This is a genomic window from Bacillus sp. JUb11 (genome assembly GCF_024807925.1).
GTDB classification, from domain to species: Bacteria; Bacillota; Bacilli; order Bacillales; family Bacillaceae; genus Bacillus; species Bacillus altitudinis.
Genome location: NZ_JANUEZ010000007.1, coordinates 1 through 18,200, shown reverse-complemented (window position 1 = coordinate 18,200; position 18,200 = coordinate 1). Strand labels below are relative to the sequence as shown.

The window sequence follows — 18,200 nt, the reverse complement described above, 5'->3', positions numbered from 1 at the left end:
GCGTGATGAAAAAAATGCTTCGGATTATCGATCTGCATGTTAGCTTTCGGACATATGGCGGTTCTGTTCAAGCGGTACGCGGGGTGAATGTGGATGTGTATGAAAAAGAAACCCTCGCCATTGTCGGAGAATCAGGCTGCGGAAAAAGTGTGACGTCTCAAAGTATCATGCGGCTTCTCCCTGCATACAGCGCACAAGTCGATTCAGGGGAAATTTGGTTTCGTGATCGCAACTTGCTGTCATTATCTGAAAAAGACATGCGAAGCATACGTGGTGTCGATATCTCCATGATTTTTCAAGATCCTATGACGGCACTCAACCCGACGCTGACAATTGGAGATCAGCTGATGGAGGCTGCAAAAGTGCATCAGAAGCTGACAAAAAAAGAAGTGAAAGAAGAGGCGCTTCGTATGCTTGATTTGGTGGGGATTCCGCAGCCGAAAGAGAGGCTGAAGCAATATCCGCATCAATTCAGCGGTGGCATGAGGCAGCGGCTCATGATTGCAATGGCTCTTATTTGTGAGCCGAAGGTGCTGATTGCAGATGAACCGACAACTGCACTAGATGTCACCATACAGGCGCAGATTTTAGAACTATTTAAAGAGATTCAGAAAAAAACAGGCGTGACGATTATTTTAATCACACATGACCTAGGGGTCGTAGCACAAGTCGCTGATCGAGTGGCTGTCATGTACGGGGGGAAAATCGTTGAAGTTGGGACAAGGCGAGATATCTTTTACAGTCCACAGCATCCCTATACAAAAGGGCTGCTGCAATCCGTTCCAAGGCTGGATATGAAAGATGAACTCATTCCTATTGAAGGAAGCCCGCCAGATTTATTTGCTCCGCCAAAAGGTTGTCCATACACCGATCGATGTCCGTCTGCGATGAAAGTGTGTGATCATATTATGCCGCATGAAACGCAGCGTTCACCTACACATGCAGTACATTGCTGGCTTCAAGATGAACGAGCGAAGCAAACGGTTTTATCTTCAACACAAAGGGGGAGTTTTTCATGAGAAAAACAGGTTGGATTCTCAGTATGTGCTTTATCACAGTGATGCTGCTTGCAGGATGTACAGCCAATGAGCAAGCAGGCAAAGGATCTTCAAGCAAGGGTGAAGAGAAAGTTTTAACATTAAATAACGAAAACGAACCGACATCATTTGATCCGCCCATTGGTTTTAATAATGTGTCCTGGCAAGGGCTCAATAACTTAATGGAAGGATTAACGAGACTGAATGAGAAGCACGAACCATCTGCTGCCATGGCGGAAAAATGGGACATCTCAAAGGACGGAAAAACGTACACGTTCCATTTAAGGGATGGGATTAAGTGGTCAAATGGTGATCCAGTCAAAGCAAGTGACTTTGAATATGCGTGGAAGCGGCTGCTAGATCCAAAGACGGGCTCTTCTGCGGCATTCTTAGCTTATATGATTGAAGGGGGCGAAGCGTTTAACAGCGGAAAAGGGAAGAAAGAAGATGTAAAAGTCAAGGCTGTTAATGATCAAACGCTAGAGGTCAAGCTAGCATACCCGCAGAAATCTTTCTTAAATATGACGGCAAACCCTGCCTTTTTCCCAGTGAATGAGAAGGTAGCGGAAAAGGACCCAAACTGGGCCAAGGATGCGAAAACCTTTGTCGGCAATGGACCGTTTAAGCTGACAGAGTGGAAGCATGATGAAAGCTTTACAATGGAAAAAAGTGACACGTATTGGGACAAACAAACGGTCAAGCTAGACCAAGTGAAATGGCTCATGATCAGTGATCGAAACACAGATTACCAAATGTATCAATCAGGAGATTTAGATACGGCCTTCGTTCCGGCAGAACAAAGTGAAGACCTGTTAAAAAGCAAAGATGTGCAAATCGAAGATCAAGCAGGGCTGTTTTTTTATCGTCTAAATGTCAACATGGAGCCTTTTCAAAATAAGAACATTCGCAAAGCCTTTCAAATGGCGATCAATCCTCAGGATATTGTAGAGTATGTAACGAAAAATGAAGAGAAGCCAGCACGTGCCTTCGTTTCACCAGGAATTTTAGATTCAAAGGGTGAAGATTTCAGAGAAGCTGGCGGCGATCTTGTCAAACATGATACGAGTGAAGCTGTAAAACTATTAGAAAAAGGGTTGAAAGAAGAGAACTATTCTAAGCTTCCGCCTGTCACATTAACATATAGTACAAAGCCTGAAAATAAGAAAAAAGCAGAAGCCATTCAGCAGCAATTAAAAGAAGCGCTAGGGGTAGATGTGAAGCTTGCAAACATGGAAGCAAATGTGTTTGCAGAAGATCAAAAGGCACTCAAATTCCAATTCTCGCAAAGTTCATTTCTAGCTGACTATGCAGACCCAATCAATTTCTTAGAGAGCTTCCAAACAGGAAATGCGATGAACCGGACAGGTTGGTCAAATGATACGTATGATCAGCTGATCAAAAAGGCGAGTCAAGAAGCAGATGAACAAAAGAGAAATCGTATGCTGCATGATGCCGAGGCACTTCTGATGGAAGAAGCACCGATCATTCCCATTCATTTTTATAACCAAGTCTATTTACAAAAAGAAGGCGTAAAGGGCATTGTCCGTCATCCTGTTGGTTACATTGATTTGAAATGGGCACAGGTAGATGGAGAGTAAATGAACAAATGAGAGAACGGGACGCTTTGAAAAAAGCGTCTGTTCCTTTATTTGTTCATGTTATGAAGAAGATGCCCATAGATTGAAAGAAACGAAGAGAAAGAGGGGATTGGCATGAACCATCTGCCAGTGGCACTTCAAACAGGAGATACAGTGGGAATCATTGCACCAGCAAGCCCGCCTGATGAGCCGAAATTAGCAAGAGGTATTTCTTTTTTAGAAAGCTTAGGGCTAAAGGTGAAAAAGGGGAAGTATATCGACTCCCGGTATGGTTATTTAGCAGGTCATGATCATGAACGAGTGGAAGATATTCATCACATGTTTCAAGATCCAGACGTGAAGGCAGTGATTTGTGCTTGCGGAGGATACGGAACAGGAAGAATTGCAGAAGCCATTGATTATGACTTGATTCGCCGGAACCCAAAAATTTTTTGGGGATACAGTGATATTACGTTTTTACATACAGCCATTCAGCAGCAGACGGGTCTTGTGACCTTTCATGGTCCAATGCTCTCCTCTGATGTGGGACTTGAAGAGGTTCATCCGTATACAAAGGATACCTTTTTACAGCTATTCACTCCGAAAGCCTTTTCGTATACGAACCACCTGTCACCTCTTCACACTTTTTATCATGGCACGGCTTCAGGCGAAATCACCGGAGGAAATCTTGCCCTTATTGTCACGACACTTGGTACACCTTTTGAAATTGATACAAAGGGGAAGCTTTTATTGATAGAAGATATTGACGAAGAACCATATAAAATCGATCGAATGATGCAGCACTTAGTATCTGCAGGGAAATTACATGATGCGGCGGGATTTATCATTGGTGATTTTCATCAATGTGAGCCGAAAAAGAAAGAGCAGTCGTTAACGCTGGATCAGTTATGGGAGACGTATATTGTCCCGCAACAGAAACCTGCACTTGGCGGCTTTCGGATCGGTCATTCCTCTCCAAACTTCGCCATTCCAATCGGCGTGCACGCTACATTAGATGCTACAGGGAAAAAACTGCATATTTCCCCAGGTGTTGCAGCGAAAGAGGCGATCAAATGAAAATCGTAGATGTTCGCACAAGCAGAACGAGTGTACCGCTAAAGAAGCCTTTCAAAACAGCATTAAGAACGGTGTATGACGCCGCATCTCTTATTGTGATCATCACCTATGATCAAGGCGATGTCAGCTATGGAGAGGCAGTGCCAACATCGGTCATAACAGGTGAAACACTGGAAAGCATCGACTATGCTATTTGCGCTGTGATGAGGCCGATCTTGATTGGGGCCTCATTGTCACAATATGAACAAATCTTTTCAGCGATCGACCGTGTACTTGTAGGAAACACGAGTGCAAAGGCTGCAATAGATATGGCGATTTACGATGGTTTAGCGAAGCAGGCTGGCCTGCCGCTTTATCAATATCTTGGTGGTTATCGTAATCAGCTGGAAACGGATTACACGGTTAGTGTCAACCGTCCGCTAGAAATGGCAGAGGATGCGAAGCAATATGCAGCTGAAGGCTTTCGTACCTTAAAGATCAAAGTGGGAAAAGATGATATAGATACGGATATTCAGCGGATCAAACGGATTCGAGAAAAAGTCGGGCCGGATATGCAAATCAGGCTTGACGCCAACCAAGGCTGGACATGGAAGGAAGCGATTGTCGCCATTCGAAAAATGGAGGCACTCGATATTGAACTAGTCGAGCAGCCAGTGCCTAAAGAAGACATCGAGGGTCTGCGCCGGGTGACGGAAGCAACAGACACATTAATTATGGCAGATGAAAGTATTTTTAGCCTCCATGATGCCATCAAGGTGTTAGAAACAAGAAGCTGTGATCTCATCAACTTAAAATTAATGAAAACAGGTGGTATCAAAAAAGCGCTGAAAATCAATAGTTTAGCAGAAGCATACGGCGTCAAGTGTATGGTTGGCAGTATGATCGAGTCAAAACTAGGGATTACCGCAGCCGCTCATCTTGCTGCAAGCCAACCGAATATTACCCGTTACGATTTTGATGCGCCGCTTATGCTCAAAGAGGACTTAATAGACGGAGGAATTATCTATCAAGGAAAAGATATTCTCTTTCCGCCGCATCATGGGTTAGGCATTCAAAGAGTGAAAGGGGTCTTATGATGTTATATGAATCAAAGGTTCCAGTCGCAAATATATGGACAGCACCGCAGTCGCCGAGAGATATGGATCGACACGTTCTTCAAAGTTCCGTCCAGATCAAAGAATGGATTGATGAGCAAACATATGAACAGAAATTGGCCTTATGTGAAGAAAACCTTATTCAAACCCAAGTACTGCTTGGCGAACGAGTCATTGGGCTGGAGGAGACAGATGGCTGGATGAAAGTTGTCATCCCGCAGCAGGCAAGCCGGAAACACCCGCAAGGCTACCCAGGTTTTATCCCTGTAGAGCAATTAAATGAAGTATCAGAGAGTGAACCACCTGCTAGTCCCTTGATTGTTTGTCAGAAAAAAGCGGTTTTATATCAAAATGGAACACCGGATATGGAGGTTAGTTTTTTAACAGAACTAGCACCTGTTGAAGAAACGAGCGATTCCTTTGATGTTCTAACTCCAGTAGGAAGAAGAGAAATCAAAAAAGAAGATGTGCGCCGTGCTTCATCACCTTCTTCTATGAGCGGTAAGGATGCCTTAGCTATAGGAAAACAATTTATTGGACTGTCATATTTGTGGGGCGGCATGAGCAGCTATGGCTACGACTGTTCGGGTTTTGTTTACAGTATGTACAAAGCGTGTGGATGTTTATTACCGAGAGACGCAAGTGACCAAGCAGTTCAAGGAACCCCAGTCGCATCAAACCATTTGGCGCCAGGTGATCTCATGTTTTTTGCCAATGACAATGGGAAGGGAGCAGTTCGCCATGTAGGGATGTATGCTGGAGATGGCATGATGCTTCACTCACCTAAAACGGGCAGACAGATTGAACTTCTTTCTCTTTCTGGTACTTCATATGAACAGGAATGGGCAGGAACAAGGCGGTATTTGAAAGCTGAGAGGGGGAGATGTGATGGGAAGTGAACCACTTCTGCAAGTCAACAACTTAAAAAAGCATTTTCATCTATCGAAAGGAAGAACGTTAAAAGCATTAGATGGTGTCACCTTTCAGCTGAAACAAGGCGAAACCTTTGGTCTTGTTGGTGAGTCAGGCTGCGGTAAATCTACACTTGGAAAAGTGCTCATGCGGCTTTATGACCCGACAGAAGGTGAAGCTTTGTATGAAGGGAAAAGTCTCCATCACTTATCGAACCGAGAATCATTTGATTTCAATAGACAAATTCAAATGGTGTTTCAAGATCCGTATTCTTCTTTAAATCCTAGGCTCTCTGTAAAAGATATTATGCTAGAACCGATGGAGATCCACCAATTGTATGGCAGTCAAAAGAAAAGGCTCGAGCGCGTGAAGGAACTGCTTGAAGCGGTGGGGCTAAGTCATGATTTTGCTACACGCTATCCTCACGAATTCAGCGGAGGTCAGAGGCAAAGAATAGGGATTGCTAGAGCACTCGCCTTATCGCCAAAGTTTATCGTGGCAGATGAGCCGATTTCTGCACTAGATGTATCCGTTCAAGCTCAAGTCGTGAATTTGCTGAAAAAACTGCAAAAAGAAGAAGGATTGACGTTTTTATTTATTGCCCATGATTTATCGATGGTCAAATATATTAGCGATCGAATCGGTGTCATGTACTTAGGACATCTCGTGGAGATGACCAGCAGTGATGCTTTATATAAAACACCGCTTCATCCATATACACAAGCATTGCTGTCTGCTATCCCGATTCCAGATCCTGATGTGGAAGATAAACGCAAGCGGTTTATTTTAAAGGGAGAAATTCCAAGTCCAGTGAATCCGCCAAGCGGCTGCGTATTTCGGACAAGATGTCCTGCTGCAATGGATGTATGTGCGGACAAAAAGCCAGTATTACAAGCAGTCGAAGAAGGGCATGAAGTGGCTTGTCATTTATATGATAGGAAATAGATAGAGGGAAGAAGGTAAGCATTTAAAAAGCCAGCGAGTAGACAAGCTGGCTTTTTGGCTTTTATGAACGCCTAATAGGTAATGTACAGCATCTAAAAGAGCCGCCGGATTTAATGATTTCTGAAAAATCTACTTCAATGACGGTGTAGCCGCGGGCTGTTAATGCAGCATTTGTTTCTTGGTTGATTGGTAAGCTGATGACTTTTTTCTGACCAATGGACAACACATTTGGTCCAAGTGTGAACTGCTCTTGCTCACTTATTTCAATGAGATCATAATGCTTTTTGAGCATATGAAGATCCTTTTCCGTAAAAGCTTCAGGGTAAATCAAGATCTCATGATGAGAAAGAATATTCATCACACAATCAAGATGCAAAATGTGAGAAGGAAGATGAATAGGAATGATGTCGTGATTCGGCAGTTCTTTTTGGAGCTGCTGGATGGCGGCTAGATTTGTTCTTTTGCTGACCCCCACAAATACACGGGTTTGGTCTACAAGCACATCGCCGCCTTCAATCGTTCCATCATCCAGCGTGATGGTTGTCCATCCTTTTGTCTGTGCCCATTCTTTTAAGGAATGTTCTTCTCCTTGTCTGACAGGGGCTGCCATGTTTGAAACAAATAAAGTCTGTCCAATTGTAAATCCAATATCCCGAGTGAAGACTTGTTCAGGGAAACGTTCATTTGCAGGAAGAAGGACAGGCCGGACATGATGGTCTTTCAGCGTTTGGATGAATTGCTTATGCTGCATGAGGGCTTTGATTTGAGAAATATTTTCTCTTGCAAAATGCTTTTGGGTTTCATTGATGATCTGTTTAATTTCCATATAAATTGGACTGCATAAGAGGACTTCTTGTAAATCATCATATTCACTCATACATTGCGGCGTTTTATACACTTTCTCTGATTTCATAGAATCCATCAAAGGGCCTCCTTGTTTATCGATAGTTATATTATTCCTCCTTCTAGTAAATGTTGAAACATTTCCGAAAGAAAATCTCTCATGAGAGACTAAAGCAAAAAGTTTAGACAAACCTAATAGAATAGTGTTTAATAAAAGTCGTTCCGCATCAACGAAAACAGCAAGAAGGAGCTATGACGATGAGTGAAGAAAATTTCAAATACTGCAAGGAATCGAAAGTTGTGAAAACCAGCAGGGTATTCCCCCTCGATACGAATAACCACCAAACGTTATTTGGCGGGAAATTAATGAGTTATATAGATGACATTGCTTCCATCTCGGCAGCAAGACACAGCCGTAGTGAAACAGTCACCGCATCAATGGATTCAGTTGATTTTTTAGAGCCGATTGGACAGAAAGAGTCCGTCTGCTTAGAATCTTATGTGACATGGGTCGGCACATCTTCTATGGAAGTATTCGTCAAAGTCATTAAGGAAAACTTGATGTCTGGAGAGCGCAGACTCGCAGCAACTTCATTTCTTACCTTTGTCTCGCTTGATGAAAACGGGAAGCCAAAACGAGTTCCACAAGTCATGCCGGAAACAGAGGAAGAAATCATGCTTCATCAAACAGCGAAGCAGCGGGCAGAGGAAAGAAAAAGCCGCCGGAAGCATAGTAAAGCTTTGGCTGACGCACTTGGGACGGATAAGCCTTGGGCGTAAAAATCACCCTTTAAGCGGTGATTTTTTTCTGAGCCGGTATCTTGCATGGCAAGATAGTGTGTGGTAAGATCAAACTATCTTGTCATGCAAGGTACTGAAAGCGGAGGATCGATGATGACACAATCAACACAAATGCTAAAAGGAATTTTAGAGGGATGCCTGCTGTCGATTATTTCTGAAGGTGAAATTTATGGCTATGAAATGACAAAGAAGCTTGCGCACTATGGGTTTGATCAAATTAGTGAAGGCAGTATTTATCCGATTTTGCTGCGCATGCAAAAAGAACAGCTGGTTCATACGTCCACAAAAGCATCGGCGAGTGGGCCGAAAAGGAAATACTATACGCTCACACAAAGAGGCGAAGAAGCGCTGACGGATTTTACCATGCGATGGAATGAGCTGTCAGGGAATGTAGAGCGATTATTACATAAAGGGAAGTGAGAAGATGGTAACAAAAGAAACGAGACACATCTTATTAGAGCTGCAACTCTATCTCATATCAAAAGGGAAAAATCAGGACGAGATCGACGAAGTGATGGATGAATTAACGACACACGCTGTCGAAGCTGAGAAAGATGGGAAAACAGGGGAAGATGTATTTGGCGGAGATCCACGGGGCTTTGCTGACGAGCTAGCGAAAGAGCTCTCTAGAAATCATAAAGACTGGGTTCCGTTTGTCAGTGCTTTTTTAATTGGATCTCTTTTTTACATGATGTTAGCAGATGCCATCAGTCAAAGTTTATCGTATTCTTGGTATGCACTCATTGGTTATCCGCTAATAATAGTGGCCAATGTGATCATGACCATTGTGATGTTTAGAGCTTCTGCCTTTCAAACAAGCAGGAGGGCATTCTTTTACTTTTGGATATTAGGTGTTTTTCAGATGACAGCCTTGATCACAGTGAAATTATTGGACCAAAAACTTGGTACTCCTTTACTTGTGCTGACCTCGAGCCAAAGATGGGGCGTCATTCTTCTGTTGCTGCTGTGTATTGTCTTATTGAATGCCATATTAAAGGCGAATATGATGTCGCTCATTCCGCTGATCTTCTTCGGACCGCAGCTCCTATTCGAATGGCTTGGATGGACATCGCCTCTCATGCTTCTTTTCACAAGTCTGGTATCCATTGTGATTTTAGTCTTGCTCACAATCGCTTTTTTACAGAAAACAAACAAGAAAAATGAACATTTAATGTAGATAGAGCACATCACTTGCGATGTGCTTTTCTTTTTCTAAAAAAATGTAGATATGGGATCACATTTTTCTTTACAATGAGAAGAGGACAAAAATGAAAAGGGGTTCTGTGATTGGATATTGTATGGGGGTATGTACTCGTTTTTATATTGGCTGCTTTACCTTTCTTTGAAGTGGTTGGTGTCGTTCCGCTAGGGATTTTAAGTGGTCTGCATCCTGTGACAACGGCAGTTATTGGATTCGTCGGCAACTTTCTTACCGTCTTGCTACTCATCGTCTTCGTGGACCGATTTAAAGCATGGTGGCTGAAGAGGAAAGAGGAGAAACATGATGAAAAAGGAGAGAAAAAACAGCTGAAAGCCAGAAAGGTTTGGGAACGGTACGGTCTCCCTGGTTTGGCACTTATCGGTCCTTTTATTATTGGCAGTCATTTAGCGGCTTTTATGTGTATGAGCTTCGGGACGAAAAGAAAACAAGTCACTGTGTGGATGACGGTCAGTTTAATCATGTGGACCGCATTAGCTGCTAGTTTAACGGGTGCGGGGTTCCATTACTTTGCCCCAGATTCAAATGGGTTGTTCGGAGATATTTTTAGCAAGTAAGCAGGGGGGATAAAAAATGGCACATCAAACACGGATCGTGCTTGAAACAGAGCGCCTCAGACTGAGAACAATGGATGAACACGATGCATCTTTTTTATATGAAAAGCTATTCCAAGATGAAGAAGTCATGAAGTACTATCCTTCACTAAAGGATGAAAAGCAGACAAAAGAGTGGATTGCTTGGAATCAAAAGAATGACCGCACGTACCATACATCCCTGTGGATCATTGAAGAAAAAGAAACGAAAGAACCACTTGGACAAAGCGGAATTGTTCTCCAAAACGTCGAAGGACAAACAGAGCTTGAAATTGGCTATATGCTAAAGAGATCGGCATGGGGAAAAGGATATGCTGTTGAGGCTGCAAAAGGCTGTCTTGCGTATGGTTTTGACGAAATGAAGGTGAGACGAATGGTCAGCTTAATTCGCCCTGACAATGAAGCGTCAGTCAAGGTCGCAATGAAAATGGGGATGAAAAAAGAAAAAACCATTTCAAAATGGGATCAAATGATTGATGTTTACAGTGTTACTCGTGACGGAAAAAGCGGCTCGCTTGAATCATAAGGAGAGCCGCTTTTTCTTTTATAGACGCTGTTCTAACTGAAGTAAATATTTCTTTCGTTCGATTCCCCCGCCATATCCGCCAAGTTCACCGCTTGTTTGAATGACTCGGTGACAAGGAATGATGATGGCCAACTGATTAGCACCATTTGCATTTCCAACTGCCCGAACCAAATGGGGATCGCCAAGCATGATGGCAAGATCTCGATACGATCTCGTTTCGCCTGGCGGAATCTGTAATAGAAGATCCCATACCCTTTTCTGAAAAGGGGTGCCATGTATAGCAAGTGGCACAGTAAACTGCGTGAGTTTCTTTTCAAAATATAAGGCCAATTCCTTTGCTAATTGCTGATGGACGTTTGTTTCTCCAACTAAAATACGGGCATGATGTTTTTTTCTGATGTTCTCAATTTCTCTTTCTAATCCTCGCCTGTCCATAAATTCAAGCAAATACACATGGGTTGCATCTGAAATGCTCATCATCCGCCCAATCGGAGTAGAAATAAAATTCGCATGCAAAATATTGACTTGCGCCTTTTTGGGTGGATTCCCCATGATTTTCGTAAAGGCATCATTGAAGGCACTGGAAGACTCGTAACCGAAGGTGACTTGCTGATCAATGACTTTTTTTCCGTTCAGAATCTCTTTAAACGCTAGCCCCATTCGGCGTGATCTAGCATATTGAACAAAGGTCATTCCATAGATTTCTTTGAATTTTCTCCGAGCTGTTGCAGAGTGAATCCCTAATTGGCGAAAATCTTCTTCTTTCCACCGTTTCTCAGGACTCTCTTCAACTGCTGATACAAGTGTTTTGACTTCTTCTGGAATGCTGTTAGGATATGTTAAAGGCGTGCATCGCTTACACGGCCGATACCCTGCAAGCAGTGCCTCCTCTGCTGTAAAGAAAAACTCGCAGTTCTCATATTTTGGTTTTCTAGCAGTGCACGTGGCATGGCAGAAGATGCCGGTTGTTTTAATACCAGCAAAAAACGTGCCATCATATTGCGGATTCTTATCAACAAGTGCTTGATAAAATTCGTGTTTTTGTTCGTCGGTCATCATCATTTGATCCACCTCTTGTTTTATTATATCAGTGATGTGGTCGTTCCTCTTTCTAACATTTAGTATACTTCGCTTTCATCCACTTTCTTTCGAAAAATGAACAAGTATATTTGAAGGGAAAAAGCAAAGTGGTAGACCGGCATATCAGGGTGTGATACACTTTTTCATACAGAATCGGCTCTACGCTAGATCTGCTTATCATGAATTGGTTTTCTAGGGTTCCGTGCGGGCAGCGCAGTCTGGACCGAGAGAAAACACATAGGGTCTAGACAATAGACCGTATGGACACGGAGGGATAAAAGCCCGGGAGATTTGATCAAACGATCGATTTCCGGGCTTTTTTTATTGCTTGGAATCGGTAAGAAAGGAAGAGATCGAATGAAATGGGGAAATGTTTTGATTGCAGCCGTATTTGAAGTCGGCTGGGTGATGGGGTTGAAATATGCTGGCTCTATATTGGAATGGAGTGCAACCATCGTTTGTATTGTTGTCAGCTTTTATTTACTCCTGAAAGCCACGACTGTACTTCCAGTTGGCACACTTTACGCCGTTTTCACCGGACTCGGAACAGCCGGTACGGTCATAGTAGGGATGGTCATGGGTGAACCGGTACAGCTAGTAAAATTACTTTTGATCATGGTGCTTTTAAGCGGTGTATTAGGACTCAAATTGACCACAGGTGAAAAGAAAGGGGAGGCTGAATCGTGAGCTGGCTTTTACTCATTGGGGCAGGCATCTTAGAAATGCTTTGTGTCACCATGATGAATCAATTCCAGAAAGATCGCCATGTCAAATGGATTTTCTTCATAGCAGCTGGATTTTCGCTATCCTTTTTGATGCTGTCTCTTGCGATGAATACAATTCCGATGGGAACGGCGTATGCGATTTGGACAGGAATCGGAGCAGCTGGAGGAGCGATTGTTGGGATGATGTTTTATGGTGAGTCGAAAGACGCAAAACGTATTTTCTTTATCGCACTCATTTTATCAGCAGCGGTCGGGTTGAAAATCATTGAATAAGAAAAGGCTGGCAAACATGAGCCAGCCTTTTTGCTACATCGAATGATGATTGGAATCGTTTTCATTTTTGCGGTAAAGCTGACTCACAAGCAGAAAACATACACCAAATGTAAGTAAAGGAATGAGTCTTTCTCCGGTCATAAATAGATAAATGCCCGTGATTAGACATACGATGCCGAGCCAAAAGCTCACTTTACCAAACAAAGTCATGCTTTTCATCTCCATCACTCCTTTTGTGATAAAAGGTCTATTCATATTATATCACGCTAGGTGCAGAATTGAATGAATATTCAATAAAAAACACGACGCTTAATTGCTTTTTCTCTTTCCAGTCCAGTATAATATTTCATTAGAATGAAAAATGTAAATGAGGTCATAAGATATGAGAACATTGATTACAGAGAAACTTGAATTACACAGACAAAAGCATGAGCAAAAAGGAAGGCTTTTAGTCAGCTGCCCGGATCAGCCTGGTATTGTGTCAGCTGTTTCTACTTTTTTATTTGAACATGGAGCAAACATCATTGAATCTAGTCAATACACAACAGATCATGAGAGCGGCCGGTTCTTTTTAAGAATTGAATTTGATTGGAAAGACATCTCGGCCAACTTAGATCAACTGAAAAGCAGTTTTGAGCCAATTGCGCAATCATTTCACATGACGTGGAGCATGTCGCGTGCAAGTGATCTGAAAAAGCTGGCGATCTTTGTGTCCAAAGAGCTTCATTGTTTACATGAACTTTTATGGGAATGGCAAAGCGGTAATTTAATGGCTGAAATAGCGGTTGTCATCAGCAATCATGAAACGGCAAAAGATACAGTCGAAGCACTCGGCATTCCATTCCACTTCGTGAAAGCAAATAAAGACATTCGCCAAGATGCAGAAAAACAACAGCTTGCATTATTAGAAGAATATGATATTGATGCGGTTGTGCTTGCTAGATACATGCAAATTTTGACGCCAGCCTTTATCGAACAGCACCCGAACAAAATCATTAATATTCATCATTCCTTCCTTCCAGCGTTTATCGGTGCAAACCCATACAAGCGGGCATACGAGCGGGGAGTCAAATTAATTGGCGCGACTTCCCATTATGTCACCAATGATTTAGACGAAGGGCCAATCATTGAACAGGATATTGAGCGGGTAGATCATAGAGATGATGCAGAGGCATTAAAAAATATTGGCCGCACGATTGAGCGCAGTGTGCTTGCCCGAGCTGTCAAATGGCATCTGGAAGATCGAATCATTGTTCATGAGAATAAAACGATTGTGTTTAATTGACCGCTTGACTTTTCTGAAGCAATTGGTGATAATATAAAAAAATTAACGAGCGTTGAGAAGGAATAGTAAGCAGGACCTGCTGTGTAAAAGAGAGCAAATGACATGCTGAAACATTTGCCGCAGACAGCTGCTGAACCTACCCTTTGAGCCTTAGAGGAAAAATCTAAGCGCATGCCTGGCGTTACAGGAGTTGAGTGGAATAAGCAGACGTATGCTTATTCAATGAAGGTGGTACCACGGAAAATCCCTTTTTCGTCCTTTACATAAGGAGAAAAAGGGATTTTTTATGTGGTGAAAGGTATAGCGGAGGGAATCAATGATGAAAAAGCAAAGGATCGTCATAAAAATTGGTAGCAGTTCATTAACAGAGCAAAAGGGAGCCATTGATGAACAAAAAATGCAGGATCATGTCAAAGCCATCGCAAAGCTAAAAGAGGCAGGCCATGAAATCATTCTCATTTCGTCAGGTGCCGTTGCGGCGGGATTTGGCAGTTTAGGATATCCGTCAAGACCTGTGACCTTAAAAGGGAAGCAGGCTGCTGCTGCTGTTGGTCAAGGTTTGTTAATGCAGAAATATACAGAACTATTTTCACAGTTTCAGATGACGCCTGCACAAATGCTTTTAACACGTAATGACTTTTCAGATCGTACAAGATATCGAAATGCTTACGCAACGATGATGGAACTGCTCGAAAGAAAAATTTTACCGATCATTAATGAAAATGACTCTGTGTCCATCGAGGAGCTTACCTTTGGTGATAATGACATGTTATCAGCACTGGTCAGTGGCTTAATTCATGCAGACCAATTGATCATTTTAACAGATATCAACGGAATTTATGATGCCAATCCAAGTGAGAATCCTGATGCGAAGCGGTTTGATGTGCTGACTCACATTTCAGATGAATTGTTCTCATATGCGAAGAGTACGGGTTCAAAGGTTGGAACAGGCGGGATGAAATCTAAGCTTTCAGCTGCACAAACAGCTCTCTCCCTTGGCGTTAAAGTCTTCATTGGCACAGGTACAGGGGAAGACAAGCTTCTTCACATTCTCGCTGGTCAAGGGGACGGCACATATATTGGTGAACAAGACTTATCATCAGTCAATAACCGTCGTCAATGGATTCAATTCCACTCACCAGTCTCTGGGAAGATCATGATTGATGCGGGGGCAGAGGCGGCGATTTTGCATAATGGAAGGAGTCTTCTTCCAGCTGGTGTCATTGATGTAGCTGGTGAATTTTCTAAAGGAGAGGTCGTCGAAGTTGTTGGTCCAAACGGGTTAGTCGGTAAAGGACAAACATTGTATGATTCAGATGAGCTTCTTGGCATTAAAGGGATGCGAAGTCATGAGCTTTCTTATGAAAAACCTGAAGTCATTCACCGAGATCACTGGGTTCAGCACGTACAAAACTGAGGAGGGAAAACAATGAATGAAGTTCTAGAAAAAGCAAAAAAGGCAAGCGCAGCCAAAGATCAGCTGCTATTAAAAACAACTGAACAAAAGAATGCTGCATTAGACGCTATTGCAAAAGCATTAAAAGCATCTTCAACGTATTTAATTGCCGAAAACCAAAAAGATGTTCAGGCGGCTATAGACAAAGAGTTCACGCCATCTGTGATCGACAGAATTACATTAACAGAAGAGAGAATTGAAGCGATTGCAGACGCTACGCATCAACTCATTCAGCTCAAAGACCCAATTGGTGAAACATTAGAGACCATTCAAAAAGAAAACGGGCTTCTCATTGAAAAAGTACGTGTGCCTCTTGGAACGGTTGGGATGATTTACGAAGCAAGACCAAACGTGACAGTCGATGCGGCCACTCTTTGCTTGAAAACTGGGAATGCTGTGATTCTTCGAGGAAGTTCATCGGCCATTCATAGTAATAAAGCGATTGTGAAAGTCATTCACGAAGCGCTGCAACCAACGGATATTCCAGTAGACAGTGTACAATTGATTGAAGATACAGGCCGTGAGACGGCTAAAACCCTGTTCACTTTAAATGACTATCTAGATGTCCTTATTCCACGCGGCGGGAAACATTTAATTGATCTTGTTGTGAGAGAGTCTACTGTTCCAGTACTTGAGACGGGTGCAGGGAATTGTCATATTTACATTGATGAAACAGCCCAAAAAGAAATGGCTGAACAAATTGTTCTGAATGCGAAAACACAAAGACCATCTGTTTGTAATGCCATTGAGAGCATTGTCATTCATGAAACATGGGCAAAAGAACATGGCGCTTCGCTTTTTGAAGCACTTCAGACACATGGTGTAGAAATACGGGGCGATGATGCAGTATGTGCACTTGCACCTAGTGCCACATTAGCGACGACCACTGATTTTGAAACGGAATTTTTAGCGCCGATTGTCAGTATTAAAACCGTAAAGACCATGGAAGAGGCGATACAGCATATTCAAATGTATAGCTCTAAGCATTCTGAAGCGATCATTACGGAAAACGAGCAGCATGCGGCACTTTTCTTAACAGCCGTTGACGCTGCCGCTGTGTATCATAATGCATCTACCCGGTTTACAGATGGCTTTGAATTTGGCTACGGAGCGGAAATCGGCATTAGCACACAAAAATTGCATGCTAGAGGACCAATGGGTCTGCCAGCCCTAACCTCTGAAAAATTTGTGATTCGTGGTCAAGGACAAATAAGAGAATAACCCATCCAAAAGAGAGTCTTATCGCACAAGGCTCTCTTTTTCCTTTCATTTTTGTATTTCTTCGGTCAAGTATGATAAAATATGGTAATGTTTTATATTTTGAGAAGATTGGAGAAGGCAACGTATGGCGAAAATCATTCCCTCTTCGGATATTGGAGTGAAAATCAACAAGTGGTATGAATTAATCCGCAGATTTGATTCAGAACAAGCAGAACAGTTAAAGCAGGAAATTCGCACCTCTCTTGATTCAATGGAAGAAGATCAGAATTTGCTTCTCTATTTTTCTTTAATGGAATTCAGGCATGAGGTCATGCTCGATTATTTAAAGCCATTAAAGGAAGGAAAGCTTCGCGCCAACTTTTCCGAGCTTTCGAAAGAAATAGATGAGCATCAAACGCATGTCACAGGCATGCTTGAATATTACTATCATTTCTTCAGAGGCATGTATGAGTTCGGCCGGAGAGAGTACATTGCTGCCATATCGTCCTATCAAAAGGCAGAGCACAAGCTTTCTTTTGTATCCGACGATATTGAACGTGCAGAATTTCATTTTAAAATGTCAGAAATATATTATCACATGAAACAAACACACATTTCGATGCACCATGCCAAACTAGCGCTGGATGTCTATATTCAGCACGAACTATATGCGCTTCGTACCATTCAGTGTGAATTTATTGTAGCCGGTAATTATGATGATATGAGAAGGCATGAAAAGGCATTGCCACATCTCGAAAGAGCACTTGCAAGATCAAGAGACTTTCAGAATGTGCGTTTTATTGCTTCTTCTTTGTTTAATATGGGCAACAGTTATTACAGAATGGGAGACTTGAACCGCGCACTCGACTTAATGAAAGAATCCATCTCATTATTTGATCAAAACCAATCTGATCATCTTCGTCGATCGATAGACCCTCTTTATACAGCCGCTCAGATCTTATACAAACAAGGTAAAAACGATGAAGCATTATATTACAGAGAAGAATGTATGAAACGAGCAGAAGCTCTGCAGGATGACATTCATATTCAGAAGACCATTTTTTTAGAAGCATTGTACTTACGACAAGATGCAGAGCATATTAAACGGATTTTCCATTTTTTAGAATCTTCCTATGCATATCCAGATATAGAAGAGCTGGCTTTAGACACCGCAAAGTATTATAATGAAATGGAGGATTATGAAAAATCTTCCATGTTCTATGGGGAAGCGGAACATGCTCGTATCTATATTCAGAGAGGGGATTGTTTATATGAATTTTAAAAAATGGGCAGTCGTCTGTACAAGCATCACGATCTTGGCATTATGGATCACATCACCTAATGCCGACCCCGATAACAGAAACCATACGCTAGAAAAACCGAATCCGCAGCATATCACGATCTGAAAAGCCCTTTTTAAAGGGCTCAGGCTGTCGAGAAAATCTCGACAGCTTTATTTTTTCCCTTAAATTTTCCACTACCCCATTTTATAATAGAGAAAAGCATACTAAAGGAAGGTGTTTTTCTCATGTTCCACACTAGAAATTCTTCTCAGCA

At 42.3% G+C, this 18,200-nt stretch carries 21 protein-coding genes, 1 riboswitch and 1 other annotated feature; of the genes, 18 read left to right on the top strand and 3 right to left on the bottom strand.

From position 1 onward, the window contains the following. The first annotated feature begins 5 nt into the window (after nt 1–5). The 6 genes from M2369_RS14030 (at nt 6) to M2369_RS14005 (ending at nt 6,642) form a co-directional block, all read left to right on the top strand. Nucleotides 6–1,019, top strand: coding sequence for an ABC transporter ATP-binding protein (locus M2369_RS14030; protein ID WP_259254667.1), 1,014 nt, complete (start codon nt 6–8; stop codon nt 1,017–1,019). Beyond that, nucleotides 1,016–2,635 carry a peptide ABC transporter substrate-binding protein gene (locus M2369_RS14025; protein ID WP_072367664.1) on the top strand — a complete coding sequence of 540 codons (1,620 nt, stop codon included), beginning with the start codon at nt 1,016–1,018 and terminating at the stop codon, nt 2,633–2,635. Before M2369_RS14030 ends, M2369_RS14025 begins: the two co-directional genes overlap by 4 nt. A gap of 114 nt (nt 2,636–2,749) precedes the next feature. Next, nucleotides 2,750–3,691: a S66 peptidase family protein gene (locus M2369_RS14020; protein ID WP_259254663.1), complete on the top strand. Its 942-nt coding sequence runs from the start codon at nt 2,750–2,752 to the stop codon at nt 3,689–3,691. Continuing rightward, nucleotides 3,688–4,767 (top strand): dipeptide epimerase, encoded by a 1,080-nt coding sequence (locus M2369_RS14015; protein ID WP_259254661.1) that lies wholly within the window; start codon nt 3,688–3,690, stop codon nt 4,765–4,767. The genes M2369_RS14020 and M2369_RS14015 overlap by 4 nt, the downstream gene beginning before the upstream one ends. Continuing rightward, the gene (locus tag M2369_RS14010) at nt 4,767–5,684 is read left to right on the top strand and encodes a C40 family peptidase (RefSeq protein ID WP_047945978.1); all 918 of its coding nucleotides are present in this window, start codon (nt 4,767–4,769) and stop codon (nt 5,682–5,684) included. The genes M2369_RS14015 and M2369_RS14010 overlap by 1 nt, the downstream gene beginning before the upstream one ends. Next, on the top strand, nt 5,674–6,642 hold the full coding sequence (locus tag M2369_RS14005) for an ABC transporter ATP-binding protein (protein ID WP_008346217.1): 969 nt from the start codon (nt 5,674–5,676) through the stop codon (nt 6,640–6,642). The genes M2369_RS14010 and M2369_RS14005 overlap by 11 nt, the downstream gene beginning before the upstream one ends. Before the next feature lie 61 nt (nt 6,643–6,703). On the opposite strand, the gene M2369_RS14000 is transcribed toward M2369_RS14005, so the two are convergent. Next, nucleotides 6,704–7,564, bottom strand: coding sequence for a dimethylarginine dimethylaminohydrolase family protein (locus M2369_RS14000; protein WP_058337434.1), 861 nt, complete (start codon nt 7,562–7,564; stop codon nt 6,704–6,706). Nucleotides 7,565–7,743: 179 nt separating this feature from the next. Between M2369_RS14000 and M2369_RS13995 the strand changes: the two genes are divergently transcribed. From M2369_RS13995 to M2369_RS13975, 5 genes are all read left to right on the top strand, one after another. Next, on the top strand, nt 7,744–8,265 hold the full coding sequence (locus M2369_RS13995; protein WP_008346212.1) for an acyl-CoA thioesterase: 522 nt from the start codon (nt 7,744–7,746) through the stop codon (nt 8,263–8,265). Nucleotides 8,266–8,379: 114 nt separating this feature from the next. After that, nucleotides 8,380–8,706: a PadR family transcriptional regulator gene (locus M2369_RS13990; protein WP_017367090.1), complete on the top strand. Its 327-nt coding sequence runs from the start codon at nt 8,380–8,382 to the stop codon at nt 8,704–8,706. 4 nt (nt 8,707–8,710) lie between these two features. Beyond that, complete coding sequence (locus tag M2369_RS13985; RefSeq protein ID WP_024719617.1) at nt 8,711–9,463, top strand: HAAS domain-containing protein; 753 nt, start codon at nt 8,711–8,713, stop codon at nt 9,461–9,463. Nucleotides 9,464–9,573: 110 nt separating this feature from the next. Continuing rightward, nucleotides 9,574–10,062 carry a small multi-drug export protein gene (locus M2369_RS13980; RefSeq protein WP_007498817.1) on the top strand — a complete coding sequence of 163 codons (489 nt, stop codon included), beginning with the start codon at nt 9,574–9,576 and terminating at the stop codon, nt 10,060–10,062. Between the two features lie 16 nt (nt 10,063–10,078). Then, nucleotides 10,079–10,624: a GNAT family N-acetyltransferase gene (locus tag M2369_RS13975; protein WP_024719618.1), complete on the top strand. Its 546-nt coding sequence runs from the start codon at nt 10,079–10,081 to the stop codon at nt 10,622–10,624. Between the two features lie 18 nt (nt 10,625–10,642). On the opposite strand, the gene M2369_RS13970 is transcribed toward M2369_RS13975, so the two are convergent. Then, nucleotides 10,643–11,686: a bifunctional transcriptional activator/DNA repair enzyme AdaA gene (locus tag M2369_RS13970; RefSeq protein ID WP_024719619.1), complete on the bottom strand. Its 1,044-nt coding sequence runs from the start codon at nt 11,684–11,686 to the stop codon at nt 10,643–10,645. Nucleotides 11,687–11,885: 199 nt separating this feature from the next. After that, nucleotides 11,886–11,995, top strand: a riboswitch (guanidine-I (ykkC/yxkD leader). A 66-nt stretch (nt 11,996–12,061) separates the two neighbouring features. On the opposite strand from M2369_RS13970, the gene M2369_RS13965 reads away from it, so the two are divergent. Then, entirely contained in the window at nt 12,062–12,391 is a 330-nt protein-coding gene (locus M2369_RS13965) for a DMT family transporter (RefSeq protein WP_024719620.1), read from the top strand. Continuing rightward, on the top strand, nt 12,388–12,702 hold the full coding sequence (locus M2369_RS13960; protein ID WP_025207223.1) for a DMT family transporter: 315 nt from the start codon (nt 12,388–12,390) through the stop codon (nt 12,700–12,702). Before M2369_RS13965 ends, M2369_RS13960 begins: the two co-directional genes overlap by 4 nt. A gap of 33 nt (nt 12,703–12,735) precedes the next feature. Here the strand turns inward: M2369_RS13960 and M2369_RS13955 are convergent, their stop codons facing one another. Then, nucleotides 12,736–12,921 carry a hypothetical protein gene (locus M2369_RS13955; protein ID WP_024719622.1) on the bottom strand — a complete coding sequence of 62 codons (186 nt, stop codon included), beginning with the start codon at nt 12,919–12,921 and terminating at the stop codon, nt 12,736–12,738. Between the two features lie 163 nt (nt 12,922–13,084). Between M2369_RS13955 and purU the strand changes: the two genes are divergently transcribed. From purU to M2369_RS13930, 5 genes are all read left to right on the top strand, one after another. Continuing rightward, on the top strand, nt 13,085–13,987 hold the full coding sequence (gene purU / locus M2369_RS13950) for a formyltetrahydrofolate deformylase (RefSeq protein ID WP_007498809.1): 903 nt from the start codon (nt 13,085–13,087) through the stop codon (nt 13,985–13,987). Between the two features lie 43 nt (nt 13,988–14,030). Beyond that, nucleotides 14,031–14,250: a binding site (T-box leader), on the top strand. Nucleotides 14,251–14,306: 56 nt separating this feature from the next. Then, on the top strand, nt 14,307–15,404 hold the full coding sequence (proB, locus tag M2369_RS13945) for a glutamate 5-kinase (protein ID WP_058337559.1): 1,098 nt from the start codon (nt 14,307–14,309) through the stop codon (nt 15,402–15,404). A 12-nt stretch (nt 15,405–15,416) separates the two neighbouring features. Continuing rightward, entirely contained in the window at nt 15,417–16,664 is a 1,248-nt protein-coding gene (locus tag M2369_RS13940) for a glutamate-5-semialdehyde dehydrogenase (protein WP_058337433.1), read from the top strand. A gap of 124 nt (nt 16,665–16,788) precedes the next feature. Beyond that, nucleotides 16,789–17,925: a Rap family tetratricopeptide repeat protein gene (locus tag M2369_RS13935; protein WP_024719625.1), complete on the top strand. Its 1,137-nt coding sequence runs from the start codon at nt 16,789–16,791 to the stop codon at nt 17,923–17,925. Next, nucleotides 17,915–18,049 carry a hypothetical protein gene (locus tag M2369_RS13930; protein ID WP_008346190.1) on the top strand — a complete coding sequence of 45 codons (135 nt, stop codon included), beginning with the start codon at nt 17,915–17,917 and terminating at the stop codon, nt 18,047–18,049. Before M2369_RS13935 ends, M2369_RS13930 begins: the two co-directional genes overlap by 11 nt. Nucleotides 18,050–18,200: the final 151 nt, after the last annotated feature.

Coding starts and splice junctions, on each gene's coding strand:
- M2369_RS14030 (WP_259254667.1), top strand. CDS start 6: ATGAAAAAAATGCTTCGGATTATCGATCTGCATGTTAGCTTTCGGACA.
- M2369_RS14025 (WP_072367664.1), top strand. CDS start 1,016: ATGAGAAAAACAGGTTGGATTCTCAGTATGTGCTTTATCACAGTGATG.
- M2369_RS14020 (WP_259254663.1), top strand. CDS start 2,750: ATGAACCATCTGCCAGTGGCACTTCAAACAGGAGATACAGTGGGAATC.
- M2369_RS14015 (WP_259254661.1), top strand. CDS start 3,688: ATGAAAATCGTAGATGTTCGCACAAGCAGAACGAGTGTACCGCTAAAG.
- M2369_RS14010 (WP_047945978.1), top strand. CDS start 4,767: ATGTTATATGAATCAAAGGTTCCAGTCGCAAATATATGGACAGCACCG.
- M2369_RS14005 (WP_008346217.1), top strand. CDS start 5,674: ATGGGAAGTGAACCACTTCTGCAAGTCAACAACTTAAAAAAGCATTTT.
- M2369_RS14000 (WP_058337434.1), bottom strand. CDS start 7,564: ATGGATTCTATGAAATCAGAGAAAGTGTATAAAACGCCGCAATGTATG.
- M2369_RS13995 (WP_008346212.1), top strand. CDS start 7,744: ATGAGTGAAGAAAATTTCAAATACTGCAAGGAATCGAAAGTTGTGAAA.
- M2369_RS13990 (WP_017367090.1), top strand. CDS start 8,380: ATGACACAATCAACACAAATGCTAAAAGGAATTTTAGAGGGATGCCTG.
- M2369_RS13985 (WP_024719617.1), top strand. CDS start 8,711: ATGGTAACAAAAGAAACGAGACACATCTTATTAGAGCTGCAACTCTAT.
- M2369_RS13975 (WP_024719618.1), top strand. CDS start 10,079: ATGGCACATCAAACACGGATCGTGCTTGAAACAGAGCGCCTCAGACTG.
- M2369_RS13970 (WP_024719619.1), bottom strand. CDS start 11,686: ATGATGATGACCGACGAACAAAAACACGAATTTTATCAAGCACTTGTT.
- M2369_RS13965 (WP_024719620.1), top strand. CDS start 12,062: ATGAAATGGGGAAATGTTTTGATTGCAGCCGTATTTGAAGTCGGCTGG.
- M2369_RS13955 (WP_024719622.1), bottom strand. CDS start 12,921: ATGAAAAGCATGACTTTGTTTGGTAAAGTGAGCTTTTGGCTCGGCATC.
- purU (WP_007498809.1), top strand. CDS start 13,085: ATGAGAACATTGATTACAGAGAAACTTGAATTACACAGACAAAAGCAT.
- proB (WP_058337559.1), top strand. CDS start 14,307: ATGAAAAAGCAAAGGATCGTCATAAAAATTGGTAGCAGTTCATTAACA.
- M2369_RS13940 (WP_058337433.1), top strand. CDS start 15,417: ATGAATGAAGTTCTAGAAAAAGCAAAAAAGGCAAGCGCAGCCAAAGAT.
- M2369_RS13935 (WP_024719625.1), top strand. CDS start 16,789: ATGGCGAAAATCATTCCCTCTTCGGATATTGGAGTGAAAATCAACAAG.
- M2369_RS13930 (WP_008346190.1), top strand. CDS start 17,915: ATGAATTTTAAAAAATGGGCAGTCGTCTGTACAAGCATCACGATCTTG.